The sequence below is a fragment of the Rhabdobacter roseus genome, assembly GCF_014202275.1.
In the GTDB taxonomy this organism is placed as follows: domain Bacteria; phylum Bacteroidota; class Bacteroidia; order Cytophagales; family Spirosomataceae; genus Rhabdobacter; species Rhabdobacter roseus.
Genome location: NZ_JACHGF010000011.1, coordinates 46,336 through 71,961, shown reverse-complemented (window position 1 = coordinate 71,961; position 25,626 = coordinate 46,336). Strand labels below are relative to the sequence as shown.

The window sequence follows — 25,626 nt, the reverse complement described above, 5'->3', positions numbered from 1 at the left end:
TCTGGGTGCAAAGATAAGACTAAAGTAGCGCGAAAAAGAAAGCGGAAGGCTTGTCGTCCAAGTCCTTCCGCGGGTAATCGTATCCTTATAAGTAGTTGATGCTGCTACTGATGCTGCTCGCGAAGTAGGTCGTTGACGGTCTTCACGGGATTGAAGGTAATCAGGGGTACTTCTACGAAGAGGGTATTCCAGTCGGCCATGGAGCCGTTCCAGAGGCCGGGGAGCTCCTGGGCTTTGAGGTCTTTTCCGTCTTTGGATTTTGTCGACACGAAGCCCGTCTTGGGGTCGCGGTAGCGACGCAGGTCGTAGTAGGTACCTTGGCGATTTTTTAAAGCACAGATCAGGTCTACCGGGTTGAAGTGCGTTGCTTCCTGGAAGGTTGTCCGCTGGGCGGGATCGTCCATCGCTACCTGGGCCGATTCCACAATCTGTAGGGAGGCCGATCCGTCGGCATTGGTTGCCCAAAAGGGCCCGCCGCCGGGTTCCCCCTCGTTTTTCACCATGCCACACACGCGCAAGGGGCGGTCTAGCTTTTGACGGAAATAAGCTACCTTTTCCTGGTCGGCCCAGCTGCTAAAGGCCGCAGGAGGAGCAATGCACAGTTCCTGACGCAAAAAATCATCCAGCTCCTGAATCAGCCCGGCGTCCTGAGAGTTATCCAGTTTTTCCAGATACCCAAAAATGCGCTTCTGGTAGCGGAGAAGTACCCCTGCTAACGCTTTCTTATATGCTACGGTCGGCTCCTTAAGGCGGTCAGGTACTACGTTGTCGATGTTCTTGATGAAGACGATGTCCGCTTCGAGGGCGTTTAGGTTTTCCAGCAGCGCGCCATGCCCCGCCGGACGGAAAAGTACCCGTCCGTCTTTTTCACGGAAGGGAGTATTGTCCAGGTTGACGGCGATGGTGTCGGTGGAAGCTTGTTGTTCCGAAAACGAAACGAAGTACTTTACACCAAAGCGGCTCTCGTAGGTGGGAAGTACCTCCACGACCAGCTTCTCAAATTTATCGCGGTGCTCGGGCGATACGGTAAAGTGCAGTTGTACGCGCCCGCCCGCGTTGGCATAGAGCGCACCTTCTACCAAATGCTCTTCCAGCGGAGTGCGGGGTCTTTCGTCGTAGCGGTGAAACTCCAGTAGCCCTTTAGGCAGATTACCGTAGCCCAGCCCCTTGTCGGTCAGAAAATAGTCCACGAGCAATTGGCGATCGGCTGTACGAATGTCGTGGCCGTCAGAAGCCAGTGCGTCCTGCAAATCTTCGTAGAAAGCGAATTCCGACAGGCGGGTAAAAAAAGCCTCGACGGATGAATCGGTCTTTCCTTCTTCCAGGAACGAAAATAGCGACTTAAACATCCGGGTTGCGGCGCCCGAGGCCGGCACAAATTTCAGCAGGGCCAGTTCTCCCTCCGCGGTGTTTTTCTCAAATTCGGCGGCCAACTCTGCCACCTGCTCATCGCTAAGGTAAATGATGCCGTCACCCAGGGTTGCGGCTTTGGAAAGAGGAAGAAACGGGAAGCCGTCTACGAAGTACTGTATTTGTTCCTCTATCAGCGAAGTATCACTACCTCGCTCTTTTATTTGAAGTAAATCATCTGAACTAAACATACTACTATACTTGGTTTAGGGTGTTTGAGTAGGTACTTAGGTACTATAAGGAAGCGAAGCAGGAAATTTACGGGAAAAGAAAGTACATTTATTCCAAGATGCGCAATTTGGCAAAACTCAGCAGTAGGGTTTTTTCGCCCGCCGTGTCAAACTTCACCACGGCTTTGCGGTCAGTACCGTTTACATCGATTTGGCTAACCAGTCCAAAGCCAAACTTGGGGTGTTCCACCCGCTGCCCTTCGGAAAGCGTGCTGGTATCGCTTGCTTTGAAATCAGAGGAGGGTACGTGCGCACTGCTGGCGGCCGGTCGCGAAGTCGCGGAGCGGGGCGTCATATTTTTCAAAAAGGCCATCGGGCTGGGGCTCGTTTCCCGTTCGTTCAGGCTGCGGGTCGTTTTGGAGGTATTGAGGTACCGTTGGTCGACCTCGAGCAGAAACCGGCTGGGCTCGCACATTTTCAAGCGTCCCCATTGATACCGGCTTTCGGCGTAGGAGAAGGTAAGTTTTCGTTCGGCCCGGGTGATGGCTACGTAAAACAAGCGCCGCTCCTCTTCCAAATCCTGCCGACTTTCGAGCATCATCTGACTAGGAAACAGATCCTCCTCCATCCCTACTATATAGACATTACGAAACTCCAGTCCTTTGGCCGAGTGAATCGTCATAAGCGTAACGCGGTCCGTATCCCCATCGTCATCGGGTTCGTCGGCATTCGTGAGCAGCGACACCGATTGCAAGAACGCACTGAGCGTTTTATCTTCGTTATCAGCATTGTCTACAAATTCCTTAATCGCATTGAGCAGCTCCTGGATGTTTTCGTAGCGCGAGAGCCCCTCCACGGTTTTGTCTTCGTAGAGTTCACGAAGTAGACCGGAGGTTTTGGCTACGTGCGAAGCCATTTCGTACGCATCTTTTCCCTGCTCCACTAAGAGCATATAGCTTTTAATAAGCGTAGCAAATTGTTCGATGGGCGTGGTCGAGCGCCCGCTTACGTACTGATGAATATGGCCGGTTACCTGCCAAATCGATACGTTATGCTCGGCGGCTGTTACGGCAATCTTAGCTACGGTGGTATCGCCGATACCTCGTTTGGGTAGGTTAATGATTCGCTTGAAAGCTTCCTCGTCCTGCTGGTTAACGATAAAGCGCAGGTAAGCCAGCAAATCTTTGATCTCCTTCCGCTGGTAGAACGACAGCCCACCCACAATGCGGTACTTGACGCCCAGCTTCCGAAGCGCCTCTTCAAAAGCCCGCGACTGGGCGTTGGTACGGTACAAAATCGCAAAGTGAGAGTTCGTCAGGCTTTGCTGCATCTTTTCTTCAAAGATCGCCGTCGCGATGAGCCGACCTTCCTCGTTGTCGGAGTTTGCCTTGATGACGTCGATAAGGGTACCTTCGTCATTATGGGTAAATACCTCTTTCTTGAGCTGAGCCTTGTTGCGGGCAATGACCGAGTTAGCTGTATTGACGATGGTTTGCGTGGAGCGGTAGTTTTGCTCGAGCTTGATGGTACGTACGTCCGGAAAGTCCTTTTCGAAGTTAAGAATGTTTTCGATGTTGGCCCCCCGGAAGGCGTAGATGCTCTGCGCGTCGTCACCCACTACGCAGATGTTGCGATGCACCGCCGAGAGCTTGCGCGTAATGAGGTACTGCGACACGTTGGTGTCCTGAAACTCATCCACCATGACGTGTTTAAACTTGTGCTGGTACTTGTTAAGTACCTCCAGAAAGTCCCGGAAAAGAATATTCGTATTAAAGAGCAGGTCGTCAAAGTCCATGGCGTTGGCCTGGAAGCAACGCATGGTGTAGGCTTTAAAAATACGGCCAATTTCCGGCATCCGGGCGGCGGCGTCATCGGCTTGGATCAGCGCGTTGTTGAGGTAGTCGTCGGCCGACACGAGGCGGTTTTTGGCACCCGAAATGCGGTTGAATACGACATTGACCTTATAAACCTTATCGTCCAGTTTATATTCCTTAATAATAGAGCGGAGCAGCGACTTGGAGTCATCGGTGTCATAGATCGAGAAATCGCTGGTATAGCCCAGGTAGCGGGCTTCGATGCGTAATATCTTGGCAAATACCGAGTGGAAGGTACCCATCCAGATGTTACGGGCCTCGTAGCCTACCGCTTTTTCAATGCGCTGTCGCATTTCACCGGCAGCTTTGTTGGTAAAAGTCAGCGATAGAATGCGGAACGGGTCCACGCCGTTCTCAATTAAGTAGGCAATCCGGTAGGTAAGTACGCGTGTTTTGCCTGACCCTGCTCCGGCTATAATCATCAGCGGACCGTCGCCGTGGGTGACGGCCTGTCGTTGGGGTTCGTTCAGGCCCGACAAATAATCAGTCATAATTTCTCTCCAGTTCGTTTCCGTTTTTCCTTCTGGTAGAAGAAAAAGTCAAAGGTAGGAAAAACGAGGAGAATGGTAATAGCTCCTATTCGACAGGAGAGCTTACAATACTCGCGATCCGCCAAATCCCCCTTATCTCATTAGCGGGCACACTTACGCTTCCTCCCAAAGGATTGTCCGAATGCAGGGTAAGGTAGTGTTTGGTTAATAGTTCATTTTCCCGAATACGCTTCACTACGAAGAAGTCGCGGTAAATAACCGCAAATACGCCTCCGGACTGGTACATCCAGTCGCCTTGATCAATGGGCGTAGCCAGTACTTTGGCTCCGTCTGCCAGCTGGGGGGTCATGCTGTTCCCGGAAATTTCCAGAATTACGGGGCTCCGCAGATTTTTAACTACCTCGCTATTGACCCGGTAGGTTTCCAATTCTTCGTACCGAAAGCCCTGCGTGTAGGTCTCCACAAAGCTGGCGTGAAATTTCACAGGTACATAGGGTACTTCCTGGTAGGAGGTCTGCTCCGCCAGCAAACGGGCATTGGAAGGGTTGCCGGGATGAAGAACGGGCGGAATACCACGCAGTAAAAAATCTGCGCTCACCTGAGGATAATGATTCAAGAGTTGTAAGATGGTATCGTAGGAGGGTTTAGCGCGACCGTTCAGGATATTATAAAATTTGGAAGAATTCTCGTCCAAGTCTTTGGCTATTTGATAAATGCTTAGATCAAGTGCTTCAAACACCTCTTTAAGACGCTCCTGAATACTAAGCCCTGATTCATCTTCCTTTTTCATATGTCAATGGATGTTTATGATAAAAGTATCATATATTTATGACACAAAAATAACAATAAAGAAAACAAATATCCTACTAGCTACTAAAAAAAGCCATGAATCACGCTAATCCCAACACGAAACCTACGGTATTGTTCGTAGACATGAACAGCTTTTTCGCTAGCTGTGAGCAGCAGGTCAATTATTGGCTACGGGAAAGGCCCGTTGCGGTGTGTGTGTATACGGGTCGCAACGGCTGTGTGATTTCGCCTTCTATTGAGGCCAAGCGGCGGGGCGTTAGGGTAGGGATGCGCCTGGATGACGCCATCAAAGTATGCCCTGATTTGGTGCCCTTAGAAACCAACCCTGCCCGTTATCGTGACTTTCACATTAAAATTATGGAGGTATTAAAAACCTTTTCGGCGGATGTCTTTCCCAGAAGTATTGATGAAGCGATCGTGGATTTGACCCACCATCAGCTTATGTACCCAAATATAGTGGATGTGGGCCATAAAGTGAAAGCGGCCATTCGCCGTGATGTAGGCGACTGGCTTCGCTGCTCCATCGGGGTAGCTCCCAACGCTTTTCTAGCTAAGCTAGCCTCGGGCCTACAAAAGCCCGATGGCTTGGTATGTATCGATCCAGAAAACATAGACCGTATTTTGAGTACTTTAAGATTAACCGATCTGCCCGGTATAGGTAGTGCCATGGCCGCTCGCCTGCAAGCCGGAGGCATCGACTCTCCCCTGCACCTGCGTCAGGCGTCGCCCGAAAAATTGCGTCAGGTAGTTCGCAGCGTGGTAGGCTTGCATTGGCATTATCGTCTCAACTTCGGCGGAGAAATGGATCTCACTACTCCGTTAAACTATAAGAGCATGCAGGCCATGCGAAGCTTATCCGCCGAACAGCGTCAAACCGTAGAGGACGTACATACTCTATTTATGAAGCTATGTTTTTCCCTTGAAAAACGCTTAGTAACGCAATCCCTGTTTTGCAAAGCCATAACCTTCTCCGCTCGCTACACAACCTCTCTGCGTTATGAGGTTGAAGTACGAAGTAGCCTTCCGATACAAGATGGAGCCGAGATTCATCGTTTACTACTCGAACGTATCAAAAAGGCCGAGCATGGTCAGCCTCCCAAACAGATACTAAGTATTTATTTGAGCCGCCTACACGTCGGTGTTTATGATTTTGTTCCGGCCGAAATGGTACAATACACACTTTTTGAAAACAATACCCGGCGCGACCTACTTCGAAAGGCCTACTACGACATCAAAACACGTTTTGGAAATGAGGCGATTATGCGCGTTTCTGAACTCAAGACGGAGTTGCTTTTGAAAGATGTCATCGGGTTTGGATCCATCGGTGATTTAAGAAAGAAGCAGGGAGAGGAGTAGGAGCAAGGAGGAAAATGAAGAAGTTGTTAAATAGAAGGGAATCTCCGAATAAAATTTGCTTTTCTCTAATCAAGACTCTATTTTTCGAGTCAGATTTACCTGATAATAGAAATCAAATTTGTCTTTGAGGGATTCATAGTACAATTTACCTATATATAACTAACGGATTTAAATCGTTGATTAAAAGATGTTTAAACAATGATTAGAATGGGGTAATGACTATTAGATTATTATTATAGTACAATTTTTTATTTGCCTTTTTAAAAAATATCAAAAATCTGACCGAACCTTTGCTTTATTTTAAAAGGAAAACGCATACTTTTGTGAAATCGCTTATTTTTGCTGTAATCAAAATTTTATTTTACAAAAATCTATTAAACCCAAATTTTTATTTCTTTCACAACCAAAAATCTAAATTAACCCTTTAAAAGTAAGTCTGATGGAAAAGAAAGCTACGACTCCGGCACCAGCAGCCAAGCCTGCAGCAGCACCGAAGAAAGGCAAAGGCGGTTTAAACCCAGCGTTGGTGATTCCCGTTTTGTTTGTGATTGCCCTTTCAATTTACCTGTTTGTGTTGGGGTCCCCCGATCACTTTATTGATGGTGACCATGAAAAAGGTCCAAAGCCCGGCGACTACTACGGCATCGTCTATAAAGGAGGCCCTATTGTACCTATTTTGATGACCTGTTTTTTAATTGTACTTGTATTTACCATTGAGCGTCTGATTACCCTGGGTAAAGCAAGCGGTAGTGGCAACATTGATGCCTTCGTACGGAAAATCAGAACCCTGCTCGATCGTAATCAAATTGACGAAGCCATCAAAGAGTGTGACAAGCAGAGAGGATCAGTAGGAAATGTAATTAAAGCCGGCCTGGAGAAGTACAAGCAGCTCACGACAGAAACCAATCTGGACAAAGAGCAGAAATTGGCCGCTCTTCAAAAAGAAATCGAGGAGGCTACTACCCTGGAAATGCCCATGCTTCAGAAAAACCTCACAATCATTGCTACGCTGGCATCAGCCTCTACCCTATTAGCCCTTCTAGGAACGGTAATCGGGATGATCAAGGCCTTTGCCGCCCTAGGTACTTCGGGTCAGCCTGACTCCGCAGCCCTGGCAACGGGTATTTCCGAAGCTTTGATTAATACAGCCTTAGGTATCGGTACGGCAGCTATTGCTACCATTTCATACGCCTACCTAAACAGCCGGGTGGATGACCTTACTTATAGCATCGACGAAATCGGAATGAGTATCCAGCAAAATTTTGCTGCACACTATTAATTCTGAAATTTCGTTAATATAAAAAAAACTTATATATTTGGGGTATGGGAAAAGTAAGACCAAAAAAGCACCCACCTACGACTGACATGACGGCCATGACCGACGTAGCGTTTCTGTTGCTCACGTTCTTTATCATGACGGCGACGTTTAAATCAAACGAAGCAGCAGAGATCACGACACCTACGTCTATTTCGGCGATCAAAGTGCCGGACGAAAAGATCATGATCATTAGCATCAGTCCCGAGGGCAAAGTATACTTTGGCGTGGATGCAGCAGCTACCCGAGTAGCCATGCTGGAGAACATGGGCGAAACCAAGGGGATTTCGTTTACGGATCTTGAAAAGCAGAAGTTTTCTTTTCAATCCAGCTTCGGATTTCCCGTTGGCCAGCTAAAGTCCTGGTTGAGTCTGCCGCCGGATCAAATGAGCCAGGTAAAGCAGCCCGGAATTCCGGTTGATTCGACCGGAACGAGTGAACTAGCTGACTGGGTATATGCCGCCCGTAAGGCCAACAACCAGCTCCGGCTCGCCATCAAAGGCGATAACGCTTCTAAGTTTCCAGTATTCAAGGATGTGTTGGCAAACCTGCAATCGCAGAATATCAACAAGTTCAACCTGATTACGGGTTCTGAACAACCCCCAGCGGGTTGGGTGGCCGAAGAGGAGTAAAAGAGTAAGGTCTCACCTGAAAAAATAAAGTAAAGCAATGGCAGAAATAGTAGAATCCGGTGGTGGGCACGGTAAAGGTGACGGTAAGGTTAGGGCCAAAAAAATGTCTACCCGGGTCGATATGACCCCCATGGTAGATTTAGGATTCCTCCTTATTACCTTCTTTATGCTGGCTACTACCATGACGAAGCCAACATCCATGACTCTCAACGTCCCGGCAAAGGACAAAATTGAAGAGAAAACGGAGCCCCTGAAAGCTTCGAAGGTATTAACGATTTTTCTGGGGCGGAACAACGACATCTACTACCTGGATGGAATTGCGGCGGATGATGACAAGGCCAAAACCGATATGGGGACAGCCCGCTTTGGCTCAGAAATTCGGGATATTGTGTTTAAGTCTAAAACACGTATCAATTCGCAAAATCCTAAGGATGAGCAGGGGAATGATCCATTTGTGGTCGTTATCAAGCCTACTCCCGCATCGACCTATAGAAACATGGTAGATATTCTGGATGAGATGGCAATTACCAAAACCAAGCGTTATGCCCTCGTAGATGAACTTACTCCTTCGGAAAAAGAGTTATTAGGGGATAAAGTAGAGGCCAAAGACCAGTAGTAATTAAATTAAAACATTAACCCAACTAGCGCCATGGCAGAGATGAGCCCGAATGCAACACTGGATGAAATAGTGTTTGCCAATCGAAACAAGGCGTATGGTGCATATTCACTTCGGCAGGAATATCGTGGTGTCGTTAATCGCGCTACCATATTCGGCGCTTCTATCTTCATTTTGGCTATGTTTGCCCCTACTTTGATCGACAAGTTCCTTCAAAGTGATGACGACCAGGCTGTAATGGTAGAAGTAGATTTGATGAATTTGCCACCACCGCCCATTGACCCGGCCGAACCACCACCACCACCGCCGCCGCCTATAGAACAGCCTAAGGTGAATACGGTGAAGTTCTTGCCTCCGGAAGTAAAGAAGGATGAAGAAGTTCCGGAAGAAACGCCTCCCCCTACGGTGGAAGAATTGAAGGAAGCTGTAGCTGCAGAAGTGACCGTAAAAGGAGACCCTAACGCCGAAGAGCTTATTATCGCTCCAGAAGCCGTGTCGCCCGGTAGAGGTACCGTTGTGGAAGCAGCTCCTGCCCCGGAACAAATCTTTACTGTGGTAGAGCAGCAGCCCGAATATCCGGGTGGTGCCGCAGAAATGTACAAGTACCTGAGCAAGCACATCAAGTACCCTCCGGCAGCCTCACGGGCCAACATCTCCGGAAAGGTGTTTTTGACCTTCGTTGTTAATACGGACGGGAGTATTCAAGATGTGTCGGTGTTAAAGGGCTTAGGCTTTGGCTGTGATGAAGAAGCCATGCGAGTGGTGAAGACCATGCCTAAGTGGAAGCCCGGAAAGCAGTCCGGACGTTCGGTCCGGGTAAAGTTTAACTTACCCATTAGCTTTACGCTTGAGTAACGGAGTTTATGAAGGGAAAACCTTTGCATGAGAGGATTAGTGATCTTACCTCTTTGCTGATGGCCCCGATTTACGCAGGAGGAGGGATCTATCTGATCGCCTCCTCCTCGTCTTTTAGGCTATTTCCGGTAGGTAGTTTCTGGCGGTACTTGTTGGCTTCGGTACTCATTCTGTACGGAATTTACCGGGGCTATCGGGGGTGGATCAATTGGAAAAGAAATCAGCGCGCGTCTTAGATATGAAACTAGTAGCAATCTTAATGGGCTTTCTGACGGTAGTAGGGCTATTGGGCTGTACTTCTTCGGAGTCATTGGATAATCCCCGGCAGGGTACCATTACCATTGCGGCGGACGAATCGTTCGTCCCGCTGGTTAATGCGCTTACCCGTGCCTATGAGGGTATCTACCCGGATGCTCATTTTAACGTCATGTATAAGCCAGAGCAGGAAGCCATCTTGGAGCTGTTGCGTGATACCGCCCGATTAGCCTTTGTGACCCGAGAGCTGAATGAGAAGGAAAAAGAAATCATCCAGAAACAAGAGGGTATTCAAAAAGCGCAGTTCATTGCCATTGACGGCATCGCACTTATCGTGAATAAAGAGGCGCCGGATAGTCTGATCACTATGCAGGAGCTGGAGGGGATATTTAAAGGAGAAATCACGGACTGGTCACAGCTTAAGAACAGCCGACGTTCAGGTGCCATTACCTTGGTTTTTGATGACGCCAATTCCAGTAACCTGCGCTACATGCTGGACCGTTTCAAAGTAAAGGATGTAACTAAGCTTCGCTTGTATACGTCCGGCACGAACGAAAAAGTGATTGAGCACGTACGGCAGAATGCCTCCGTGATTGGCTTCATCGGGGTCAATTGGATCAGTGACGGTAATGAAGTGTTGACGCACGTACTCTCCAAAGGGCTGCGGGTTATGGGTGTCTCTGCCAAGCCTACGCCCACTTCTCTCGAGGATTACTTTCAGCCCTTTCAACGCGACTTGCAGTACCGCCAGTATCCCTTATCACGCAACCTGTACATCATCAGTCGAGAAGGTTTTTCGGGTTTAGGCGGCGGATTAATGACCTACATTGCTAGAGATGTAGGAGGGCTTATTATTCAAAAATCGGGCTTAATACCCGCTATACCCTACCCTCGAGAAGTAGAAGTGGAGACCAAACAAAATTTTTAGGGTTAGGTTGCAATTTATTATCTTTGACAGTTGTTTAGTATAAACACAAAATTTTTTATCCTTTTTTCAACCCGGTTAAAAAATGAACAGAACATTGAAAACGATGATGGGAACACTCTTCATGGGTGTTATTTCGCTCACCGCCGTCTTGGGCCAAACCGTTCAGGAAGGACTGGAGAAGCTCAACGGCGAGCGGATCAATGAGGCGAAAGAAGTATTTACAAAATTGGCCGAGGCCAGTCCCACGCCCGAGAATCAGTACTATTTAGGGTACTATTACCTGCGTACGGATCAATTGGATGAAGCCCAAAAGGCTTTTGAAAAGGGTGCGCAGCTCGACGAAAAAGATTACCTCAATCAGGTTGGTCTCGCCTCCGTAGCCTTAGGCAAGGGTGACCGTGCGAAGGCTCAGGAATTGATTGCCGTAGCGGAGAAAAAAACCAAAGGTAAAAATGCCGAGGTACTTTTCCGGGCCGGGGAAGCGTATATTCTTTTTGAAAAGAATAACGATCCGGCGGAGGCCATTCGTTTGCTGGATGCGGCCATTAAGCGGGATAACTCACTGGCCGATGCCTACCTGGCTAAAGGCGACGCCCTTTTGCTACGCAACGAAGGTGGCCCGGCGGTAACAGCCTACGAATATGCGTTGACGGCCAAGCCGAACTACGCGCTGGCTAACAACCGGATTGGACAGGTATACTTGCGGGGTAAAAACTACAACAATGCGCTGGAGTACTATAAAAAAGCGATCGAAGCGAGTCCCGATTTTGCTCCCGCTTACAAAGACCTGGCCGAGCTTTACTTTATGGCGCAGCAATACAAGCGCGCAGCCGAGAACTTTGATCTGTACCTACAGAAAAGCGGGGACACCGATCCTAAGATGATTCTACGGGCGGCTCAGTTTGCTTTTACGGCGGATGAATACGCCAAATCCTTGCAGTTCCTCGAGTCGATCAAAGGGAAACTTGATGACCCTATTACGAAGCGTATGTACGGCTGGGCTTACTTCAAGACCAACGACATGGAGCAATCCATCAGCAACCTGGAGGAATTCATTAAAATTGCCCCGGAAAAAGTCATCGGAGATGACTACAAATTCCTGGGTCGGGCTTACAACAAAATGGCGACCGACGGGGAGTATGACTCCACAGGTATGGTCTATATCTTGAAGGGAGCCGAGATGGATACCAGCGTGGCAGAGGCCGCCGCTACCTATAAAGAAGTAGCTAACTTGTACTATAAGCAAAAGGAGTATGCCCAGGCTGCTGCGGCCTTTGATAAAGGCATTAAGTTGGATACGGTTAAAGCATCCACTAACGATTATTATCTGTTGGGTATGGCTTATTTTCAACAGGGAACCAATACCGTGGTTGCTGATTCCCTAACGGGAGCTGACAGCACACAACTGGCCGATGTACGTAAAAACCTATTCGTAAGCTCGGATTCAGTATTCGCTATTGTTACCCAAAAAGTACCCGATTGGCCTTACGGACATTACTGGCGGGCTAGCTCGTTGTATAATGCCTACGATCGGCAGGAAAATATTGACAAAGGGATCTCAGCCCCACACTACGAGAAGCTCGTCGAAGCGGTAGAGAAAGAAGGGGACATGGGTAAGTATAAATCTTACCTGCGTCTGGCTTACAACTACCTGGCTTATTACAACCAGACGACGCTGAAAGACGAAGAAAAGGCGAAGATGTACTGGACTAAGTTGCTGGAAATTGATCCTGACAACCAAAATGCGAAGGAAGCATTGGGAATGACTCAGGCCGCTGCCGCTCCGGTTAAGGGAGCCGTGAAGAAAAACTAAGCAATACCAGGCCAGGCTTTGAAGCTTGCTCACAAAAAAGCCCCAGGATATTCTCCTGGGGCTTTTTTGTGAGCTTATTTTTTAAACTAGCCTAGGGGGCTGGCCACTAAAAAACATTTATTAAGTACCGGAAGATGAACCGAACTGAACCGTTCGTAGCACCAAGCTTTTAATCGTTTAATTTCGTCAGGCATCAGCATTCGAATAGCTTTGCGGAGTTCTTTCTCAAATAACCTGCGATCGAAGCTTACCTTCTGCAGAATTATTTTAATGTATTCAAGCATTGAGGCCATAGTATTATGTAGTTTTGTGGTTTAGGGATGCAAAGATTAGATTAGAAAATGGTACCACCTTCTTATAACCCACAAAGGGCAAAAGGTGTTTTTACCAACTTCTATAACGAAAGTTTTAAATGAAATTATATGTGTATTTAAATATTATTTTGTGTTTTTCTGCTTATGCCCAGCAGCCTATTTCGGATGTAAGCGTTGAAACCGGCGATACCCAGCTTAGACTTGACCAACCATTTATAGTATCCGTGATCGTTCGGAATAGCGACGAGCGGCCGGTAGTGAGTTTTCCCGAAATTAAAGGTTTGGAAAAAAGGAGCGCTTCGGCGACCACGACCAGCAGCACGGTTGGAGGCAAGGTAGTACTTACCCAAACCATCAGCCAGCAATATTTTGCCAGCCGGGAAGGTACTTACGAAATTGAGGGGGGACTTGTCAGTGTGAATGGAGTGAAGTTTAAACTAGAAGACTTGAACCTTACATTCACGGCCGCCACAGAAGCCAATGACTTGGCGCAGGACTCAGAGGAGTCGGAAGGAGCGTCGGTAGAAAGTATTGAGGGAGATATTTTTTTAGCTTTAAGTACCACCAAGTCCAGCGTCTATATCCGCGAAGGCTTTGCGATCCGGCTCTCCCTGTACGTAGCCGAAGACGCCCAGGTAGACATGAGTTTTTACCGGTTGGATGCACAGCTTCAAGCAATCCTTAAAAAGATAAGGCCCGCTAATTGCTGGGAAGAAAACGTAGGTATTGAAGAAATCATTGAGCGACCGGTGACGATCCAAGGCAAAAAATTCACGGAATACCGCATGTACCAGGCGGTGTTCTTTCCGCTGACGTTGCAAGCCATCGCCTTTCCGGCCATCAGCCTGGAAATGCAGGTACTTGAACCCGGAACCGAAGGAGGTACCCGTAAGCAAAGCCTCAGAAAATTTAGCGCCAAACCAGCCAAAGTACTGGTGAAAGAACTTCCGCCTCACCCTCAAAAAGATCAGGTAGCGGTAGGCGAGTACCGGCTTGAGGAACGGCTCAGTGAGCCGCAGGTAGCCTCCGGCGAAAGCTTCCGCTACCTGTTTAAGCTAGTTGGGACGGGCAACATACCCGCTCTAACGGCCTCGGAGGTACCTGCTAGCCAGTACTTCGACTTTTACGCTCCGGATATTGGCCAAGTAATACGGCGAAGCTACGACCGCGTAAGTGGCGAAAAAACGTTTGACTATTTTGTAGTAGCGAAGCAAAAGGGTAGATTTCCTTTAGGTCGCTTCTTCCAGTGGATCTACTTTGATCCCCGGCGGGCTCGATACGATACCTTAAGATCCGATAAAACAATCGAGGTAGTGGGAGAAAGTAAGATAGCCGAGGGGATTGGGCAGGGAACGCTAACCTCCATTTATGACAATATCGAGCAGCTGGATACCAGCGAAAGTACCCCCAACTACCAGGAAATAACCCGGAACTTAATCAATGCCGTAGTACTGGTGATGCTGGTCGGCATGGTATGGATATTTAGAAAATAGAAAGCATTTACTCATGAGCAGTACGTACGGAAAAATATTGAAAATTGCCACCTTTGGAGAGTCTCACGGACTAGGCATTGGGGTAGTGATAGAAGGATGCCCGGCGGGCTTGGATTTTGACCCCGACTTTATTCAAAGTGAATTGTCCCGCCGGAAGCCGGGCCAGTCGCGCATTACCACTCAGCGGCGCGAAGCCGACGAATTCGAGGTACTTTCCGGCGTCTTTGAAGGAAAGACAACCGGCACGCCCATCGCGCTCCTGATTCGCAACGAAGACCAGCGCAGCAAAGATTATTCGCATATTGCGGCGCAGTACCGCCCCTCCCACGCCGACTATACCTACCAGGCCAAGTACGGTATCCGGGACTACCGGGGGGGAGGGCGAAGCTCTGCCCGCGAAACGGCCGCGCGCGTAGCGGCCGGAGCGCTGGCTAAGCTACTTCTGAAAAAAGTAGGCGTGAGCGTTCAGGCCTATGTATCGCAGGTAGGTACTTTAAAGTTGGAAAAAAGCTACCAGGAGCTGGATCTGGCGCAGACCGAGACCAACGACGTACGTTGCCCTGACGCAGCCATGGCCCAGCGCATGTTCGACTACATTGACGAAACCCGTAAGAGGGGCGACTCAGTGGGGGGCGTAGTAACCTGCGTGGCTCAGGGCGTACCGGCTGGCTGGGGCGAACCCGTTTTTGACAAACTACACGCTGAGTTGGGCAAAGCCATGCTGAGCATCAACGCGGTCAAGGGCTTCGAGTATGGCAGTGGATTTGCGGGCGTTGAAATGTACGGCTCGCAGCATAACGACGCTTTTTTTACGGACGAAAACGGCAAAGTACGAACCAGTACTAACCTTTCGGGTGGGATTCAGGGCGGGATTTCCAACGGCGAGGCCATCTACTTTCGGACGGCTTTCAAGCCCGTAGCTACCATCATGCAGGATCAGGATAGCGTGGATCAATTTGGCGAGAAAGTGACCGTCCAGGGAAAAGGAAGGCACGACCCGTGTGTAGTACCCCGCGCCGTACCCATCGTAGAAGCCATGACGGCCTTGGTGCTAGCGGACTTCTACCTACGGCAATTGGCGAATCGGATCTAGAAGTTCCGCCGCCGCCGGTGAAGGCCAAGTACCAGCAAAATGGCTCCCAGAAAATCAACCGCCAGACCCGAAAAGACGGTAGGATTGCTCAGAGGCGATTCACGGAGCTTTAGGAAGGCCCCGGTAATAACCAGCACCAGCCCGGCGAGCAACATTAGTAAGGCATTTAGAATGGTTAATTTCACCCGTACCCGCGATTCGTGGAACATAGGGAGCAGTAGGGGTATCCTACTGCTCTTTTTATCGAATATACGAATTCTACTTTTCTTATGCTGCGTTTCCGAGCCGGTTTTTGCGCAGGAACAGCGCTACGAATTCCAAAAAGGCCTGATGGGCTCGCCCTTTCGGCTGGTCTTCTATGCTTCCAGCGACTCCCTGGCCCAAGCAGGAGCCGAGCGTGCTTTTAGACGCATCGAAGCGCTCAACGACGTATTGAGTGACTACCGCGATGGGAGCGAGATCAACCGCCTTTCGGCCCAGGCGGGCACGGGCGAATGGGTACCGGTCAGCCAAGACCTGGGGGAGGTACTTCGCCTAGCGCGCACGCTCAGCGCCCGTACCCAAGGTACCTTTGACCCCACCGTTGGCCCCGCCGTGCAGCTGTGGCGCCGGGCTATGCGGCGAGGTACTTTCCCGGCTCAGACAGAGATCCGCGCGCTGCGGCGAAAAATAGGGTACCGCTACCTCCACGTGGATAGTACCCGGCAGCGGGTGCGGCTGCTGCGAAAAGGCATGAGGCTGGACGTGGGCGGAATCGGGAAAGGCTACGCGGCCGACGAAGCCGTAGCCCTGCTGCGGGAAATGGGCATTCGCTCGGTGCTGGTAGATGCGGGCGGCGACCTCACGCTGGGCGACCCTCCGCCGGGACAAGCGGGCTGGACTATCACCGTAGAGTCCGGGACGGAGCCCGATCCGCGGAGTTCTACTACGCAAATCCTGACCTTAGCTAATGTAGGCGTTGCTACTTCGGGAGCCAATTACCGCTACCTGGAGTACCGCGGGAAGCGTTACTCCCACATTGTAAATCCGCGCACGGGCGTGGGTTTGCTTTACCACGTACGTACCACGGTCATCGCGGAAGATGGTACCCAGGCCGACGCCCTGGCCACGGCGCTGAGCGTGGCGGGTATCCGGCGGGGAAAAAAGCTACTAAAGCGCTTCCCTTCGGCACGGGTATGGGTACTGGAAATGAAAGAAGAAAAAGTTAGAAGCTGGAAGACACTCTAAGGATTTATCCTAAACATTCAAAGCGCCGATCCTTTGGGTAGAATCGGCGCTTTTATTGAACCTTGTCTGGATACAACGTTGGGTAAAATTAAATCACCTGCGTTTTACCAGGTACCGCTACGGGGTAGGAGCCATCTTCGAGAGGAAGTATCTTCGGCATGGCATCCCAGGCAAGCTTTTCGGGGAAAAGGCTGATGTCGGATTTCAGCGCTTCGTCCCACTTCATAAGCTTACCCGAATAGGTAGCCATGCGGCCCAGAATGGCCGTAAAGGTACTTTTGGCTCCGTTTTCGGCATCGGCAAACTTGTACTGGTTGTTGGCGATGGCCTCAAACAGTTCATCGTGCTCAATCTGGTAAGGATTGCCATCCCCTTTGCCGTCATGCTTGTAGATCACCCCGCCTTTGTAGTCTTTCAGCACGGTATTGTTATTGGCAAAGCTGTCAATACGCCCTTTGGTGCCCACAAAGGCCTCATCCACCCGGCTGTAGGTACCTTCGTAGTGGCGGCATTGGCTGGAAATAGTCGTACCGTCGGCGTACACCAGGTCGAGCAAGTGGTGGTCGTAGATCTCCCCGTACTTCTTGTCGGTACGTACCTGGCGGCCGCCCGTACCCTGAATGGACACGGGATAGCCCCCTTTTACCCAGTTGGCCACGTCGATGTTATGCACGTGCTGCTCCACGATATGGTCGCCGCAAAGCCAGTTGAAGTAGTACCAGTTCCGCATTTGGTATTCCATCTCGGTCATGCTGGGTACGCGGTCTTTCACCCATACGCCGCCGCTCACCCAGTACACCTGGCCGCCCACGATGTCGCCCAGGGCACCGTCCTGAATCCGCCGGATGGCTTCGCGGTAGTTAGGCTGGTAGTGGCGCTGCAAGCCTACTACCACGTTCAGCTTCTTCTTCTTGGCTTCTTCGGCTACAGCCAGGACCTTCCGGATACCCGGCGCGTCGGTTGCTACCGGTTTTTCCATGAAGATGTGCTTGTTCTGCTTAACGGCCTCCTCAAAATGAGAGGGGCGGAAGCCCGGAGGCGTAGCCAGAATCACCACGTCGGCCAGGGCTATGGCTTTTTTGTAGGCATCAAAGCCCACAAATTTACGGTCGTCCGGCACATCGATCTTGGTGCTGGTTTCCACGTTGGCTCCGGCGGCATTTTTGTATTTCTTGGAAGTCAGGCTTTTGTAAGACTCCTCCAGGCGGTCGCGGAAGGCATCGGCCATCGCCACCAGCTTTACGTTTTGCTTGGTACTTAGCGCCTGAGCGGCCGCCCCCGTACCCCGTCCTCCGCAGCCAATCAGCGCCACTTTAATGGTGTCATCGGCGGAGCTGTTAAATCCGTAAGAAGCCAGCGGGCTCAGCACCACGCCCCCAGCCAGCAAGCCGGAGGCCTTCAGAAATTCGCGTCTATTTTTTTCCATAGGTATTGAAAAGGTTAGTAAGCGTTTAAGAATTGAGTAGGTCAGTTTGGGTATTCAATAATCTTCAATGAGCGTTGGATTGTAGTACGCTTCGATCTCGGCAGGCGAGGGCGTTTTTAGGGGGCGCACCAGCCGCATACCCAGGAAAGAGGCGCTGGTGAGCCACCATTCGCTTTTGGGGAGCTGGGGGTCCAGAATCTTCCAGTTGGGCGAGGAAGGTACCCGGGCGGCACTGCGGGCTACGTCGGCCTCGTCGTCCCAGGAGCCACCGCGTACGGCCATGGGATAGAGCTCCGTTACGGGTGCAAAGGGTACTTTCACCTCGCCTTTGGCCTTTTGGGCGTAGAAGTCGGGCAGGTACTGGTCCAGGGTCCATTCCATCACGTTGCCGTGCATGTCGTACAAGCCCCAGGGGTTGGGCTTCTTGAGGCCAATTTTCTTATAAGCGCCGTCGCTGTTGTCGCGGTACCAGGCGTACTCACCCAGTTTGGAGGCGTCGTCTCCGAAGGAGTAGGCCGTTTTGGTTCCGGCGCGGCAGGCGTATTCCCATTCGGCTTCGGTGGGCAGGCGGTAGAAGACGCCCGTTTTCTCGTACAACCACTTGCAAAAGTAAATGGCAGAGTACTGCGTCATGTTGATGGCCGGGTAACCCGAGCGCCCCATCCCGAACGACATATCTACGTAGGGAGGGCTAGGCCGGGTACTGGCGTCGGTTTTGGCGATGCTGTTGGTCGGATCGGGGTTTTGGGCGGCCATTTCCTTTTCCATGTTTTTAAAAGCGTAGAGATCGTACAGGTCCCAGGTAACCTCGTATTTTCCCATCCAGAAGGGCTCAATCTTTACTTTATGCTGGGGGCCTTCGTCTTGGTTGCGGCCTTTTTCCGAGGCCGGGCTACCCATCATGAACTCCCCGCCGGGAATGGCCACCAAATCGTACACGTGGGCGCTACCGGGTATTTTTTGGGTATAACTTTTAAAATCTTTTTGCGCAAAACAGGTAGAAAGGCCCAGGCAAGCGGCCGACAGCAACAAATATCTTCTAATCATTGGATTGTAAAAGGGACTAAAAATTTGTTTATAAAGTTAAAGAGCAGTAGAAAGCAGAATTATACTACACCAACGACAAATTTAAGCAGCTATTTGAAAAAACCCGCATGTTCTTGTCACTGGTCGGAAAGGAAGCGGGTTTTCGTTGGTATAATCCTAACTTTGGTACTTTGTAAAGTACCCATCGTGTATTCATGAATTATCTTTCAGCGGAAAATATTGCTAAATCGTTCGGGGACAAATGGCTGTTTCGGAACGTCACGTTCGGGCTGAGCCGGGGTGATAAAGTGGCCCTGATCGGGGCCAACGGAACGGGTAAAACCACCTTTTTGAATATCCTGGCGGGCCTCATGCCACCCGAAGAGGGGGAGGTGAGCCTCCGTAAAGACATCCGGCTGGCCTACTTGGACCAAAGCCCGACGTTTGACGAAGCCCTGCCGGTGATGGAGGTCATTTTTGCCTCCTCGAACCCCCTGGCGCAGGTCGTGAAGCGTTACGAACGCGCCTTGCTCCAGGGCAACGACCAGGAGCTGACCGCCATACTGGGTGAAATGGATACCCTCCGGGCCTGGGATTTTGAAGCGCAGGCCAAGGAGATTCTGGGGCGGCTGGGCATTCAGGACGTCGATGCCCTTTTCGGTACTTTGTCGGGTGGGCAGCGGAAGCGCGTCGCACTGGCCAAGGTACTTTTGGAAGACCCGGACCTGCTCATCCTGGACGAACCCACCAACCACCTGGATCTGGACACGGTGGAATGGCTCGAAAACTACCTCAAGTCCCAGAACACCACGCTGCTCGTCGTTACGCACGACCGGTACTTTCTGGATAAAGTCTGCAACACGGTGCTGGAACTAGAGGGCGGGTCGGCCTACCCTTACAAAGGCAACTACGCCTACTACCTCGAGAAGAAGGCCGAACGCGAGGAGGCCGAAGCGGCCGAGATCGACAAGGCCCGCAACCTGATGCGGAAAGAGCTGGACTGGATCCGGCGGCAGCCCAAGGCGCGGGGTACCAAGGCCAAGTACCGCGTGGATGCCTTTGAGGACCTCAAAGACAAGGCCAGCCAGAAAAAGTACGACAACCAGATGGAGCTCAACGTGCGCGCGACGCGCCTGGGCAGCAAGATCGTGGAGCTACAGAGCGTGGGCAAGCGCTTCGGCGAGCGGGAACTGATCCATAACTTTTTGTATACCTTCCGCAAGGGCGACCGCATCGGGGTAGTAGGCCAAAACGGCATGGGCAAAAGTACCCTGCTCAATATGATCACCGGCGAGCTCCGGCCCGACAATGGCCAGGTGGTGCGCGGCGACACGGTGCAGTTTGGCTACTACAAGCAGTCGGAGCTGGAGTATCGTCCGGAGCAGCGGGTGATCGACCTGGTGAAGGAAGTGGCGGAGGTAGTGCGGCTGGGCACGGGGCAGACGGTCACGGTGTCGCAGTTTTTGCAGACGTTCCTGTTTCCGCCCGCCAAGCAGCACGACTACGTAGCCAAGCTCAGCGGGGGCGAAAAGCGGCGGCTCCAGCTGCTGCTCATGCTCATGCAGGAGCCCAATTTTTTGATCCTGGATGAACCCACCAACGACCTCGACATCAGCAGCCTGAACGTGTTGGAAGAGTTCCTGGCCAATTTTCCGGGCTGTTTGATGATCGTCTCGCACGACCGTTACTTTCTGGACCGGCTCGTAGACCACCTTTTTGTGTTTGAGGGCGAAGGCCGGATTCGTGACTTCCCCGGCAACTACACCGACTACCGGGAGTGGCAGCAGGCCCGCGAGGCGGAGCAAAAGCAGGCCAGTAGCAAAGCAGCAAGTACCCCCCGGGAGGTACCTGCGCCCAGTAGCTCCGAGGCGGCCCCCAAGCGAAAGCTTTCCTACAAGGAGCAGCGGGAGCTGGAAAGCCTGGAAAAGGAGATTGCCACGCTGGAACAACGAAAGACCCAGCTCCTCGGACAGCTCAACGGCGGCGGTACCCACGAGGAGCTGACGGCCTGGGCCACGGAGATCGAGCAGCTAACGGCTACGCTGGAAGACAAAGAAATGCGCTGGCTCGAACTATCGGAATTTGCTTAACTTTGCGCCGTTCGTAGTACCAGCAACCACCCATCAGACTGATCAAACCCACGTATGAGTTCGATTGTAGAATTTTTCCAGTACCTGCTCAACTCCGAGGAGCTCATTCGTACGGGTGGGCTGGTGGTGATTACGCTCATTGTCTTTGCCGAAAATGGCCTCTTCTTTGCCTTCTTCCTGCCGGGCGACTACCTGGTTTTTTTAGCCGGGGTGTTCTGTGGCGCGGGCATCCTGAACGTCACGATCGGGCTGCTGTTGACCTGTCTCTTTGTCGCGGCGGTGCTGGGCTCACTGGTGGGGTACCTGTTTGGGAAGTACTTTGGCTATAAGCTGGAAGACCGCCCCGATTCCCTTTTCTTCAAGCGCAAGCACTTGGCCACTACCCGCAAGTACTTCGACAAGTACGGCAAGCGCACGCTGGTCATTAGCCGTTTTTTGCCCATAGTACGCACGTTTGCGCCCATTTTGGCGGGCCTGGCCCGGATGCCGATGGTGGGGTTCCTAACTTATAATGTCCTGGGCGGGGCCGTGTGGATCCTGACCCTGACGGGCGGGGGCTTTTTGTTTGGGGAGCGCTTTCCGGGCATCATGAACTACGTACACTACATCATTCTGTTTTTCCTGGCCATCACCACCTTTACCGTCATCAAGGGGTACTTCAGCGCCCGCCGGGAAATGCAGGAGTAGGGAGCATTATTGCATCTGAAAGCTGATGGGGAGATTGTACTTGACCCGCACTACTTTGCCCCGCAGTGTACCGGGCTGCCACTTGCCGTCCATTTTCTTAATAATCCGGACGGCCTCCTCTTCCAGGCCGTAGCCCAGCGTGGCGTTCGCGTTGATGTCGCATATACTTCCGTCCTGGCAGACTACGAACGAAACAAGTACCTTGCCCCCTACGCCATTGCGGATAGCGTCACTCGGGTAGCGCAGGTTACTAGCCAAAAATTGATACATAGTCCGGCTTCCACCTTGAAACTCCGGCTGCTGCTCGGGCGCATCCTGGTACGAAACGGCCCCGTCGGTGTAGTAGGCCGTTCCGCTGAGCAAGGTACCTGCCTGATACATTTCCTCATAAAAGATCTTGCCGTCGGGGTACCTGCCCGTCCAGCGGCCTTCCTTCAGGCCATTCGTCAAAGTACCTTCTTCCGCCACGGGGCCGGTTTCTCCCGGGCTTTCGGTGCGGCCCAGGCCGTTGCCGTTGGTGACGTGCTGGTAGCCCAGGCTGTCCCACTGGCTCCAAATCAGCCATTTCTTATCTTCCATAACCCGTTCTTCCCGCGGGCTTCCGTTGGGGTACCAGCGGTTAAGCTGGGCCTGCCCGGTGCGAGCCTTGTAATACTCCGCCTGTACAGCGCCCTGGGGGTAGTAGTACACTGAGTAGCTGTTTTCTGTGCTGTGAAATTCCCGACCCAGCAGGGTACCATCGGGGTAGAGCAACGCCACGGCCCCCAGCGGCGAATCGGGGGTACCTACCCAGCTGCGCGTATGGGCCAGCGAGTCGGAGCTGAACGGCAGGGGTGAAAAAACGAAGGACTCCCGGTGATAGGGGGTAGTTCGTACTTTGGTCCAGCTGCGTCCTGCTTTTTTATACATGACTTCATCGCCCGCCGTGATGTCCCGCAGCGTGTCCAGCGGAAGGGTACTTTTCAGTACAGCCTCGCTTTCGGCCGTGGGCAAGCCGTTTTTGTCAAAGTACCTCACCAGCTGGGTGCCTTCCAGAAGCAGGGGCTGAGAAGCCTCAAAAGGAACCATCAGGCTTATTCGTTGGGGTACTTTCTGGCCCGCTTTGACGGCGGGTTGCCAGGCGCGGTAGGCCGTCAGGACGCGCATCGCCTCCCGGTCGCAGGCCGGATGCAGCGACTGCTGTACCCGCAGGTCGCGCAGGGTACCGTCGGTCTCGACCACGCCCGAAAGTACCACCCGTCCTTTTACGCGCTGGGCTTCGGCCACGTAGGGCATTCGTTTATTAACCTCAATGAATTTTAGAAAAACCTGGTTACCGCCCACGGGGACGGCCACGCTATCGACCTGGAAATGGTCGTATACTTCCTGGGCCCAGGAGGTGGATAAAGTACCCAGAAACAAAAGAGTAGTACTAAGCAGGAAACGTTTGCGCATGATATGGATAGGTTGGTTGGGTAGCGATGTGGGACTGTATTAAGTAACAAAAATATACTTTATTGGTAAAGGTACCTATACTAGCCGGAAGAAAAATACCAGCTCTACGTAGGTACTTATAACTCCACTTGCCAAGGTACTTTCAACCCGGCAAGCCTTATATTTCTTCCTGAAACCAACCCGCGTAGGTGACGTAGTTGCCCGCCGTGCGGTCAATGACGGCATCCAGCTCCGGCGATACTTTTTTAAGAAATCGGGCCGGATTGCCCGCGTAGATACTTCCCGGCTCCACCTGAGTATTCTGCGTCACGATGGCTCCCGCCGCAATGATGGAGCCGCTGCCGATCACGGCACCGTCCATCACGATGGCTCCCATGCCAATCAGCACCCGGTCGTGGATGGTGCAGCCGTGTACAACGGCGTTGTGGGCAATGGACACGTAGTTCCCGATGGTAGTGCCGTGCCGCTGGTAGGTACAGTGAATCACGGCACCGTCCTGCACGTTGCAGTAGTCGCCCAGGCGGATAAAATTCACATCGCCCCGCACCACGGCGTTGAACCAGACGGTACAGTGGCTACCCATCGTCACATCCCCTACGATGGTGGCGTTGTCGGCGCACCAGAAGTGGGGGCCTAAAGTAGGGGATATGCCCCGGACGGATCGGATCAAAGCCATTCGAAATTCACGTAGGTTAGCCTATAAAAACACAAAAAAAGAGGTACTTGCGGGGAGTTAGGTACGTTTCAGGTACCTGAGCTTCCCCCTTTTTGGTGGGTACTTTGCGGGTGCCCCAAAGTTTACTGGTCCAAGTTTAGCAACTATATTTTGACTAAAAAAGGGAAAACGATTTTCAATTGTGGGATAAACCCCATATTTTGCTGTAAAACCAACTAAAAGTGAAACGCCATGTCATCCGTGAAGCACGTTGCCAAAGGGGACTTATTGATAGCCGAGCCCTTTCTGGGCGATCCTAATTTTGACCGGGGCGTTGTGCTGCTCTGTGAGCATAACGAGCAGGGGTCGTTTGGATTTGTGATGAACCAAACCACCGACCTCATGCTGGGCGATGTCCTGGAAGAGACCATTTACCAGGATATTCCCCTGTACCTGGGTGGTCCCGTGGAGAAAAATACCCTGCATTTCATTCACCGCCGCCCCGAGCTCATCGACGGCAGCGGACAAATCGCCGAGGGGGTGTACTGGGGCGGGGATTTTGAGCAGGTGAAGCTGCTGCTCAACCTCAACCAGCTTACCTCAGCCGACCTACGCTTCTTCGTAGGCTACTCGGGCTGGGGGAGCGGCCAGCTGGGCGACGAGCTGCAGCAAAAATCCTGGATCGTGACCCAAACTACCTCCGATTTCCTTTTCAGTACACCCGCTGACCAGTTTTGGCGGGAGGTACTTCGCAACATGGGCGGCAAGTACCGCTCCATCGCGCATTATCCCACGGACCCGAGCTTGAACTAGGGGGTAGTTTGGCGTGGATGTACGTTTCGATTTGGGTAAGCGGCAAAGTAAGAAGTGTAGTTTGCCGTGCGGAGTGACTTTAGGAACAGATCCGGGCGAAACTGCTTTAAAACAAGCTGGACGCGTATTAAAGTACCAATTACGGATTCTAAGATAAACTACCTCCAACGTATTACCACCTGATATCGACTAAATCCTTATAATACTGAAACTTGGGATCAAGACTAATCACTTCGGGTTTTTCTACGACCGCGGTAGCAATGATCAGGCGATCGAAGGGGTCGCGATGTTCCGCATAAAGGGGAACATTTTGGTATTCAATAAGATGGGAAGGAGAAATAGGGAGTACTTCAATAAAAGCAGACCGAATGTCCCGATAAATTTCATTCAAGGGCTTTTTCAGGCTCAGTTTGTTTAATTTTATCTTGATTGTCATTTCAACAAGACTAATAGTACTAACCATCACCCTGTTGCTGGGGTCTTCAATCAGTTTACGGGCTTGGGCGGACAACTGGTTATCACCCCCGATAAACCATAGCAGAGCATGTGTGTCGAGTAATAGTGGCATTAGAATTACATATAGTCTTTCAAGTCCTCCAAGGGATCATCGAAATCGGAACTCAATTGTATGGCTCCTTGAGCAATTCCGAACGGGCGCTTGGCTGGTGCGTAGGTAGTTTCAGGGGCCTCTTCTTCAAAAATGACCATTACTTTAGCTTTAGCAGTGGATTTCGGCTTATGTTTCAGCACGATCTGCCCATTTTCATAGACTCCTTCGATAGCGGTTAACATGGCTTTTTTATTTCAAATATACCGAATTTATTCCAATACTATTCCGTAGTA

Annotated in this window: 24 protein-coding genes; 13 read left to right on the top strand and 11 right to left on the bottom strand. The window is 51.3% G+C overall.

What is annotated here, in order from left to right:
* Positions 1-104: 104 nt before the first annotated feature.
* The 3 genes from HNQ92_RS23925 to HNQ92_RS23915 all read right to left on the bottom strand — a co-directional run bounded on the left by HNQ92_RS23925 (position 105) and on the right by HNQ92_RS23915 (position 4,735).
* A complete protein-coding gene (locus HNQ92_RS23925; RefSeq protein WP_184178163.1) occupies positions 105-1,601 on the bottom strand; it encodes a DUF4301 family protein in 1,497 nt (498 codons plus the stop codon).
* A gap of 88 nt (positions 1,602-1,689) precedes the next feature.
* A complete protein-coding gene (locus HNQ92_RS23920; protein ID WP_184178161.1) occupies positions 1,690-3,945 on the bottom strand; it encodes an ATP-dependent helicase in 2,256 nt (751 codons plus the stop codon).
* Between the two features lie 85 nt (positions 3,946-4,030).
* Positions 4,031-4,735, bottom strand: a complete 705-nt coding sequence (locus tag HNQ92_RS23915) for a S24 family peptidase (protein WP_184178159.1) — start codon at positions 4,733-4,735, stop codon at positions 4,031-4,033.
* 95 nt (positions 4,736-4,830) lie between these two features.
* On the opposite strand from HNQ92_RS23915, the gene HNQ92_RS23910 reads away from it, so the two are divergent.
* The 7 genes from HNQ92_RS23910 (at position 4,831) to HNQ92_RS23880 (ending at position 12,525) form a co-directional block, all read left to right on the top strand.
* Positions 4,831-6,111: a DNA polymerase Y family protein gene (locus tag HNQ92_RS23910; RefSeq protein ID WP_184178157.1), complete on the top strand. Its 1,281-nt coding sequence runs from the start codon at positions 4,831-4,833 to the stop codon at positions 6,109-6,111.
* Positions 6,112-6,550: 439 nt separating this feature from the next.
* Positions 6,551-7,390 carry a MotA/TolQ/ExbB proton channel family protein gene (locus tag HNQ92_RS23905; RefSeq protein WP_184178155.1) on the top strand — a complete coding sequence of 280 codons (840 nt, stop codon included), beginning with the start codon at positions 6,551-6,553 and terminating at the stop codon, positions 7,388-7,390.
* 44 nt (positions 7,391-7,434) lie between these two features.
* On the top strand, positions 7,435-8,058 hold the full coding sequence (locus HNQ92_RS23900) for an ExbD/TolR family protein (protein ID WP_184178153.1): 624 nt from the start codon (positions 7,435-7,437) through the stop codon (positions 8,056-8,058).
* Between the two features lie 37 nt (positions 8,059-8,095).
* On the top strand, positions 8,096-8,674 hold the full coding sequence (locus HNQ92_RS23895) for an ExbD/TolR family protein (RefSeq protein WP_184178151.1): 579 nt from the start codon (positions 8,096-8,098) through the stop codon (positions 8,672-8,674).
* A 33-nt stretch (positions 8,675-8,707) separates the two neighbouring features.
* Complete coding sequence (locus HNQ92_RS23890; RefSeq protein ID WP_184178149.1) at positions 8,708-9,529, top strand: energy transducer TonB; 822 nt, start codon at positions 8,708-8,710, stop codon at positions 9,527-9,529.
* A gap of 238 nt (positions 9,530-9,767) precedes the next feature.
* Positions 9,768-10,712: a PstS family phosphate ABC transporter substrate-binding protein gene (locus HNQ92_RS23885; RefSeq protein WP_184178147.1), complete on the top strand. Its 945-nt coding sequence runs from the start codon at positions 9,768-9,770 to the stop codon at positions 10,710-10,712.
* 82 nt (positions 10,713-10,794) lie between these two features.
* Positions 10,795-12,525 (top strand): tetratricopeptide repeat protein, encoded by a 1,731-nt coding sequence (locus tag HNQ92_RS23880; RefSeq protein ID WP_184178146.1) that lies wholly within the window; start codon positions 10,795-10,797, stop codon positions 12,523-12,525.
* Positions 12,526-12,611: 86 nt separating this feature from the next.
* Here the strand turns inward: HNQ92_RS23880 and HNQ92_RS28785 are convergent, their stop codons facing one another.
* The gene (locus HNQ92_RS28785) at positions 12,612-12,818 is read right to left on the bottom strand and encodes a hypothetical protein (RefSeq protein WP_246440744.1); all 207 of its coding nucleotides are present in this window, start codon (positions 12,816-12,818) and stop codon (positions 12,612-12,614) included.
* Between the two features lie 119 nt (positions 12,819-12,937).
* On the opposite strand from HNQ92_RS28785, the gene HNQ92_RS23875 reads away from it, so the two are divergent.
* Together HNQ92_RS23875 and aroC are read left to right on the top strand one after the other, a co-directional pair.
* The gene (locus HNQ92_RS23875; RefSeq protein ID WP_184178145.1) at positions 12,938-14,332 is read left to right on the top strand and encodes a BatD family protein; all 1,395 of its coding nucleotides are present in this window, start codon (positions 12,938-12,940) and stop codon (positions 14,330-14,332) included.
* Between the two features lie 13 nt (positions 14,333-14,345).
* A complete protein-coding gene (gene aroC, locus HNQ92_RS23870; RefSeq protein ID WP_184178144.1) occupies positions 14,346-15,425 on the top strand; it encodes a chorismate synthase in 1,080 nt (359 codons plus the stop codon).
* Here aroC and HNQ92_RS23865 read toward each other — a convergent pair.
* On the bottom strand, positions 15,422-15,634 hold the full coding sequence (locus HNQ92_RS23865; RefSeq protein WP_184178143.1) for a hypothetical protein: 213 nt from the start codon (positions 15,632-15,634) through the stop codon (positions 15,422-15,424). The two genes, aroC and HNQ92_RS23865, sit on opposite strands and share 4 nt — an antisense overlap.
* 121 nt (positions 15,635-15,755) lie before the next feature.
* On the opposite strand from HNQ92_RS23865, the gene HNQ92_RS23860 reads away from it, so the two are divergent.
* Positions 15,756-16,652 carry an FAD:protein FMN transferase gene (locus HNQ92_RS23860; RefSeq protein ID WP_184178142.1) on the top strand — a complete coding sequence of 299 codons (897 nt, stop codon included), beginning with the start codon at positions 15,756-15,758 and terminating at the stop codon, positions 16,650-16,652.
* 88 nt (positions 16,653-16,740) lie between these two features.
* Here the strand turns inward: HNQ92_RS23860 and HNQ92_RS23855 are convergent, their stop codons facing one another.
* Together HNQ92_RS23855 and HNQ92_RS23850 are read right to left on the bottom strand one after the other, a co-directional pair.
* Complete coding sequence (locus tag HNQ92_RS23855; protein WP_184178141.1) at positions 16,741-18,078, bottom strand: Gfo/Idh/MocA family protein; 1,338 nt, start codon at positions 18,076-18,078, stop codon at positions 16,741-16,743.
* A gap of 54 nt (positions 18,079-18,132) precedes the next feature.
* The gene (locus HNQ92_RS23850) at positions 18,133-19,125 is read right to left on the bottom strand and encodes a formylglycine-generating enzyme family protein (RefSeq protein WP_184178140.1); all 993 of its coding nucleotides are present in this window, start codon (positions 19,123-19,125) and stop codon (positions 18,133-18,135) included.
* A 194-nt stretch (positions 19,126-19,319) separates the two neighbouring features.
* Here HNQ92_RS23850 and HNQ92_RS23845 point away from each other — a divergent pair, with 194 nt between their 5' ends.
* Together HNQ92_RS23845 and HNQ92_RS23840 are read left to right on the top strand one after the other, a co-directional pair.
* Complete coding sequence (locus HNQ92_RS23845) at positions 19,320-21,194, top strand: ABC-F family ATP-binding cassette domain-containing protein (RefSeq protein ID WP_184178139.1); 1,875 nt, start codon at positions 19,320-19,322, stop codon at positions 21,192-21,194.
* Positions 21,195-21,248: 54 nt separating this feature from the next.
* The gene (locus HNQ92_RS23840; RefSeq protein ID WP_184178137.1) at positions 21,249-21,881 is read left to right on the top strand and encodes a DedA family protein; all 633 of its coding nucleotides are present in this window, start codon (positions 21,249-21,251) and stop codon (positions 21,879-21,881) included.
* A 6-nt stretch (positions 21,882-21,887) separates the two neighbouring features.
* Here the strand turns inward: HNQ92_RS23840 and HNQ92_RS23835 are convergent, their stop codons facing one another.
* Positions 21,888-23,315 carry a TonB family protein gene (locus HNQ92_RS23835; RefSeq protein WP_184178135.1) on the bottom strand — a complete coding sequence of 476 codons (1,428 nt, stop codon included), beginning with the start codon at positions 23,313-23,315 and terminating at the stop codon, positions 21,888-21,890.
* A gap of 157 nt (positions 23,316-23,472) precedes the next feature.
* Entirely contained in the window at positions 23,473-23,991 is a 519-nt protein-coding gene (locus HNQ92_RS23830; RefSeq protein WP_184178133.1) for a gamma carbonic anhydrase family protein, read from the bottom strand.
* A 231-nt stretch (positions 23,992-24,222) separates the two neighbouring features.
* Between HNQ92_RS23830 and HNQ92_RS23825 the strand changes: the two genes are divergently transcribed.
* On the top strand, positions 24,223-24,783 hold the full coding sequence (locus HNQ92_RS23825) for a YqgE/AlgH family protein (protein WP_184178130.1): 561 nt from the start codon (positions 24,223-24,225) through the stop codon (positions 24,781-24,783).
* A 172-nt stretch (positions 24,784-24,955) separates the two neighbouring features.
* Here the strand turns inward: HNQ92_RS23825 and HNQ92_RS23820 are convergent, their stop codons facing one another.
* Entirely contained in the window at positions 24,956-25,351 is a 396-nt protein-coding gene (locus HNQ92_RS23820; protein ID WP_184178128.1) for a type II toxin-antitoxin system VapC family toxin, read from the bottom strand.
* A gap of 5 nt (positions 25,352-25,356) precedes the next feature.
* Positions 25,357-25,575 (bottom strand): DUF2281 domain-containing protein, encoded by a 219-nt coding sequence (locus HNQ92_RS23815; protein ID WP_184178126.1) that lies wholly within the window; start codon positions 25,573-25,575, stop codon positions 25,357-25,359.
* Between the last annotated feature and the right edge of the window lie 51 nt (positions 25,576-25,626).

Coding starts and splice junctions, on each gene's coding strand:
- HNQ92_RS23925 (WP_184178163.1), bottom strand. CDS start 1,601: ATGTTTAGTTCAGATGATTTACTTCAAATAAAAGAGCGAGGTAGTGAT.
- HNQ92_RS23920 (WP_184178161.1), bottom strand. CDS start 3,945: ATGACTGATTATTTGTCGGGCCTGAACGAACCCCAACGACAGGCCGTC.
- HNQ92_RS23915 (WP_184178159.1), bottom strand. CDS start 4,735: ATGAAAAAGGAAGATGAATCAGGGCTTAGTATTCAGGAGCGTCTTAAA.
- HNQ92_RS23910 (WP_184178157.1), top strand. CDS start 4,831: ATGAATCACGCTAATCCCAACACGAAACCTACGGTATTGTTCGTAGAC.
- HNQ92_RS23905 (WP_184178155.1), top strand. CDS start 6,551: ATGGAAAAGAAAGCTACGACTCCGGCACCAGCAGCCAAGCCTGCAGCA.
- HNQ92_RS23900 (WP_184178153.1), top strand. CDS start 7,435: ATGGGAAAAGTAAGACCAAAAAAGCACCCACCTACGACTGACATGACG.
- HNQ92_RS23895 (WP_184178151.1), top strand. CDS start 8,096: ATGGCAGAAATAGTAGAATCCGGTGGTGGGCACGGTAAAGGTGACGGT.
- HNQ92_RS23890 (WP_184178149.1), top strand. CDS start 8,708: ATGGCAGAGATGAGCCCGAATGCAACACTGGATGAAATAGTGTTTGCC.
- HNQ92_RS23885 (WP_184178147.1), top strand. CDS start 9,768: ATGAAACTAGTAGCAATCTTAATGGGCTTTCTGACGGTAGTAGGGCTA.
- HNQ92_RS23880 (WP_184178146.1), top strand. CDS start 10,795: ATGAACAGAACATTGAAAACGATGATGGGAACACTCTTCATGGGTGTT.
- HNQ92_RS28785 (WP_246440744.1), bottom strand. CDS start 12,818: ATGGCCTCAATGCTTGAATACATTAAAATAATTCTGCAGAAGGTAAGC.
- HNQ92_RS23875 (WP_184178145.1), top strand. CDS start 12,938: ATGAAATTATATGTGTATTTAAATATTATTTTGTGTTTTTCTGCTTAT.
- aroC (WP_184178144.1), top strand. CDS start 14,346: ATGAGCAGTACGTACGGAAAAATATTGAAAATTGCCACCTTTGGAGAG.
- HNQ92_RS23865 (WP_184178143.1), bottom strand. CDS start 15,634: ATGTTCCACGAATCGCGGGTACGGGTGAAATTAACCATTCTAAATGCC.
- HNQ92_RS23860 (WP_184178142.1), top strand. CDS start 15,756: ATGGGCTCGCCCTTTCGGCTGGTCTTCTATGCTTCCAGCGACTCCCTG.
- HNQ92_RS23855 (WP_184178141.1), bottom strand. CDS start 18,078: ATGGAAAAAAATAGACGCGAATTTCTGAAGGCCTCCGGCTTGCTGGCT.
- HNQ92_RS23850 (WP_184178140.1), bottom strand. CDS start 19,125: ATGATTAGAAGATATTTGTTGCTGTCGGCCGCTTGCCTGGGCCTTTCT.
- HNQ92_RS23845 (WP_184178139.1), top strand. CDS start 19,320: ATGAATTATCTTTCAGCGGAAAATATTGCTAAATCGTTCGGGGACAAA.
- HNQ92_RS23840 (WP_184178137.1), top strand. CDS start 21,249: ATGAGTTCGATTGTAGAATTTTTCCAGTACCTGCTCAACTCCGAGGAG.
- HNQ92_RS23835 (WP_184178135.1), bottom strand. CDS start 23,315: ATGCGCAAACGTTTCCTGCTTAGTACTACTCTTTTGTTTCTGGGTACT.
- HNQ92_RS23830 (WP_184178133.1), bottom strand. CDS start 23,991: ATGGCTTTGATCCGATCCGTCCGGGGCATATCCCCTACTTTAGGCCCC.
- HNQ92_RS23825 (WP_184178130.1), top strand. CDS start 24,223: ATGTCATCCGTGAAGCACGTTGCCAAAGGGGACTTATTGATAGCCGAG.
- HNQ92_RS23820 (WP_184178128.1), bottom strand. CDS start 25,351: ATGCCACTATTACTCGACACACATGCTCTGCTATGGTTTATCGGGGGT.
- HNQ92_RS23815 (WP_184178126.1), bottom strand. CDS start 25,575: ATGTTAACCGCTATCGAAGGAGTCTATGAAAATGGGCAGATCGTGCTG.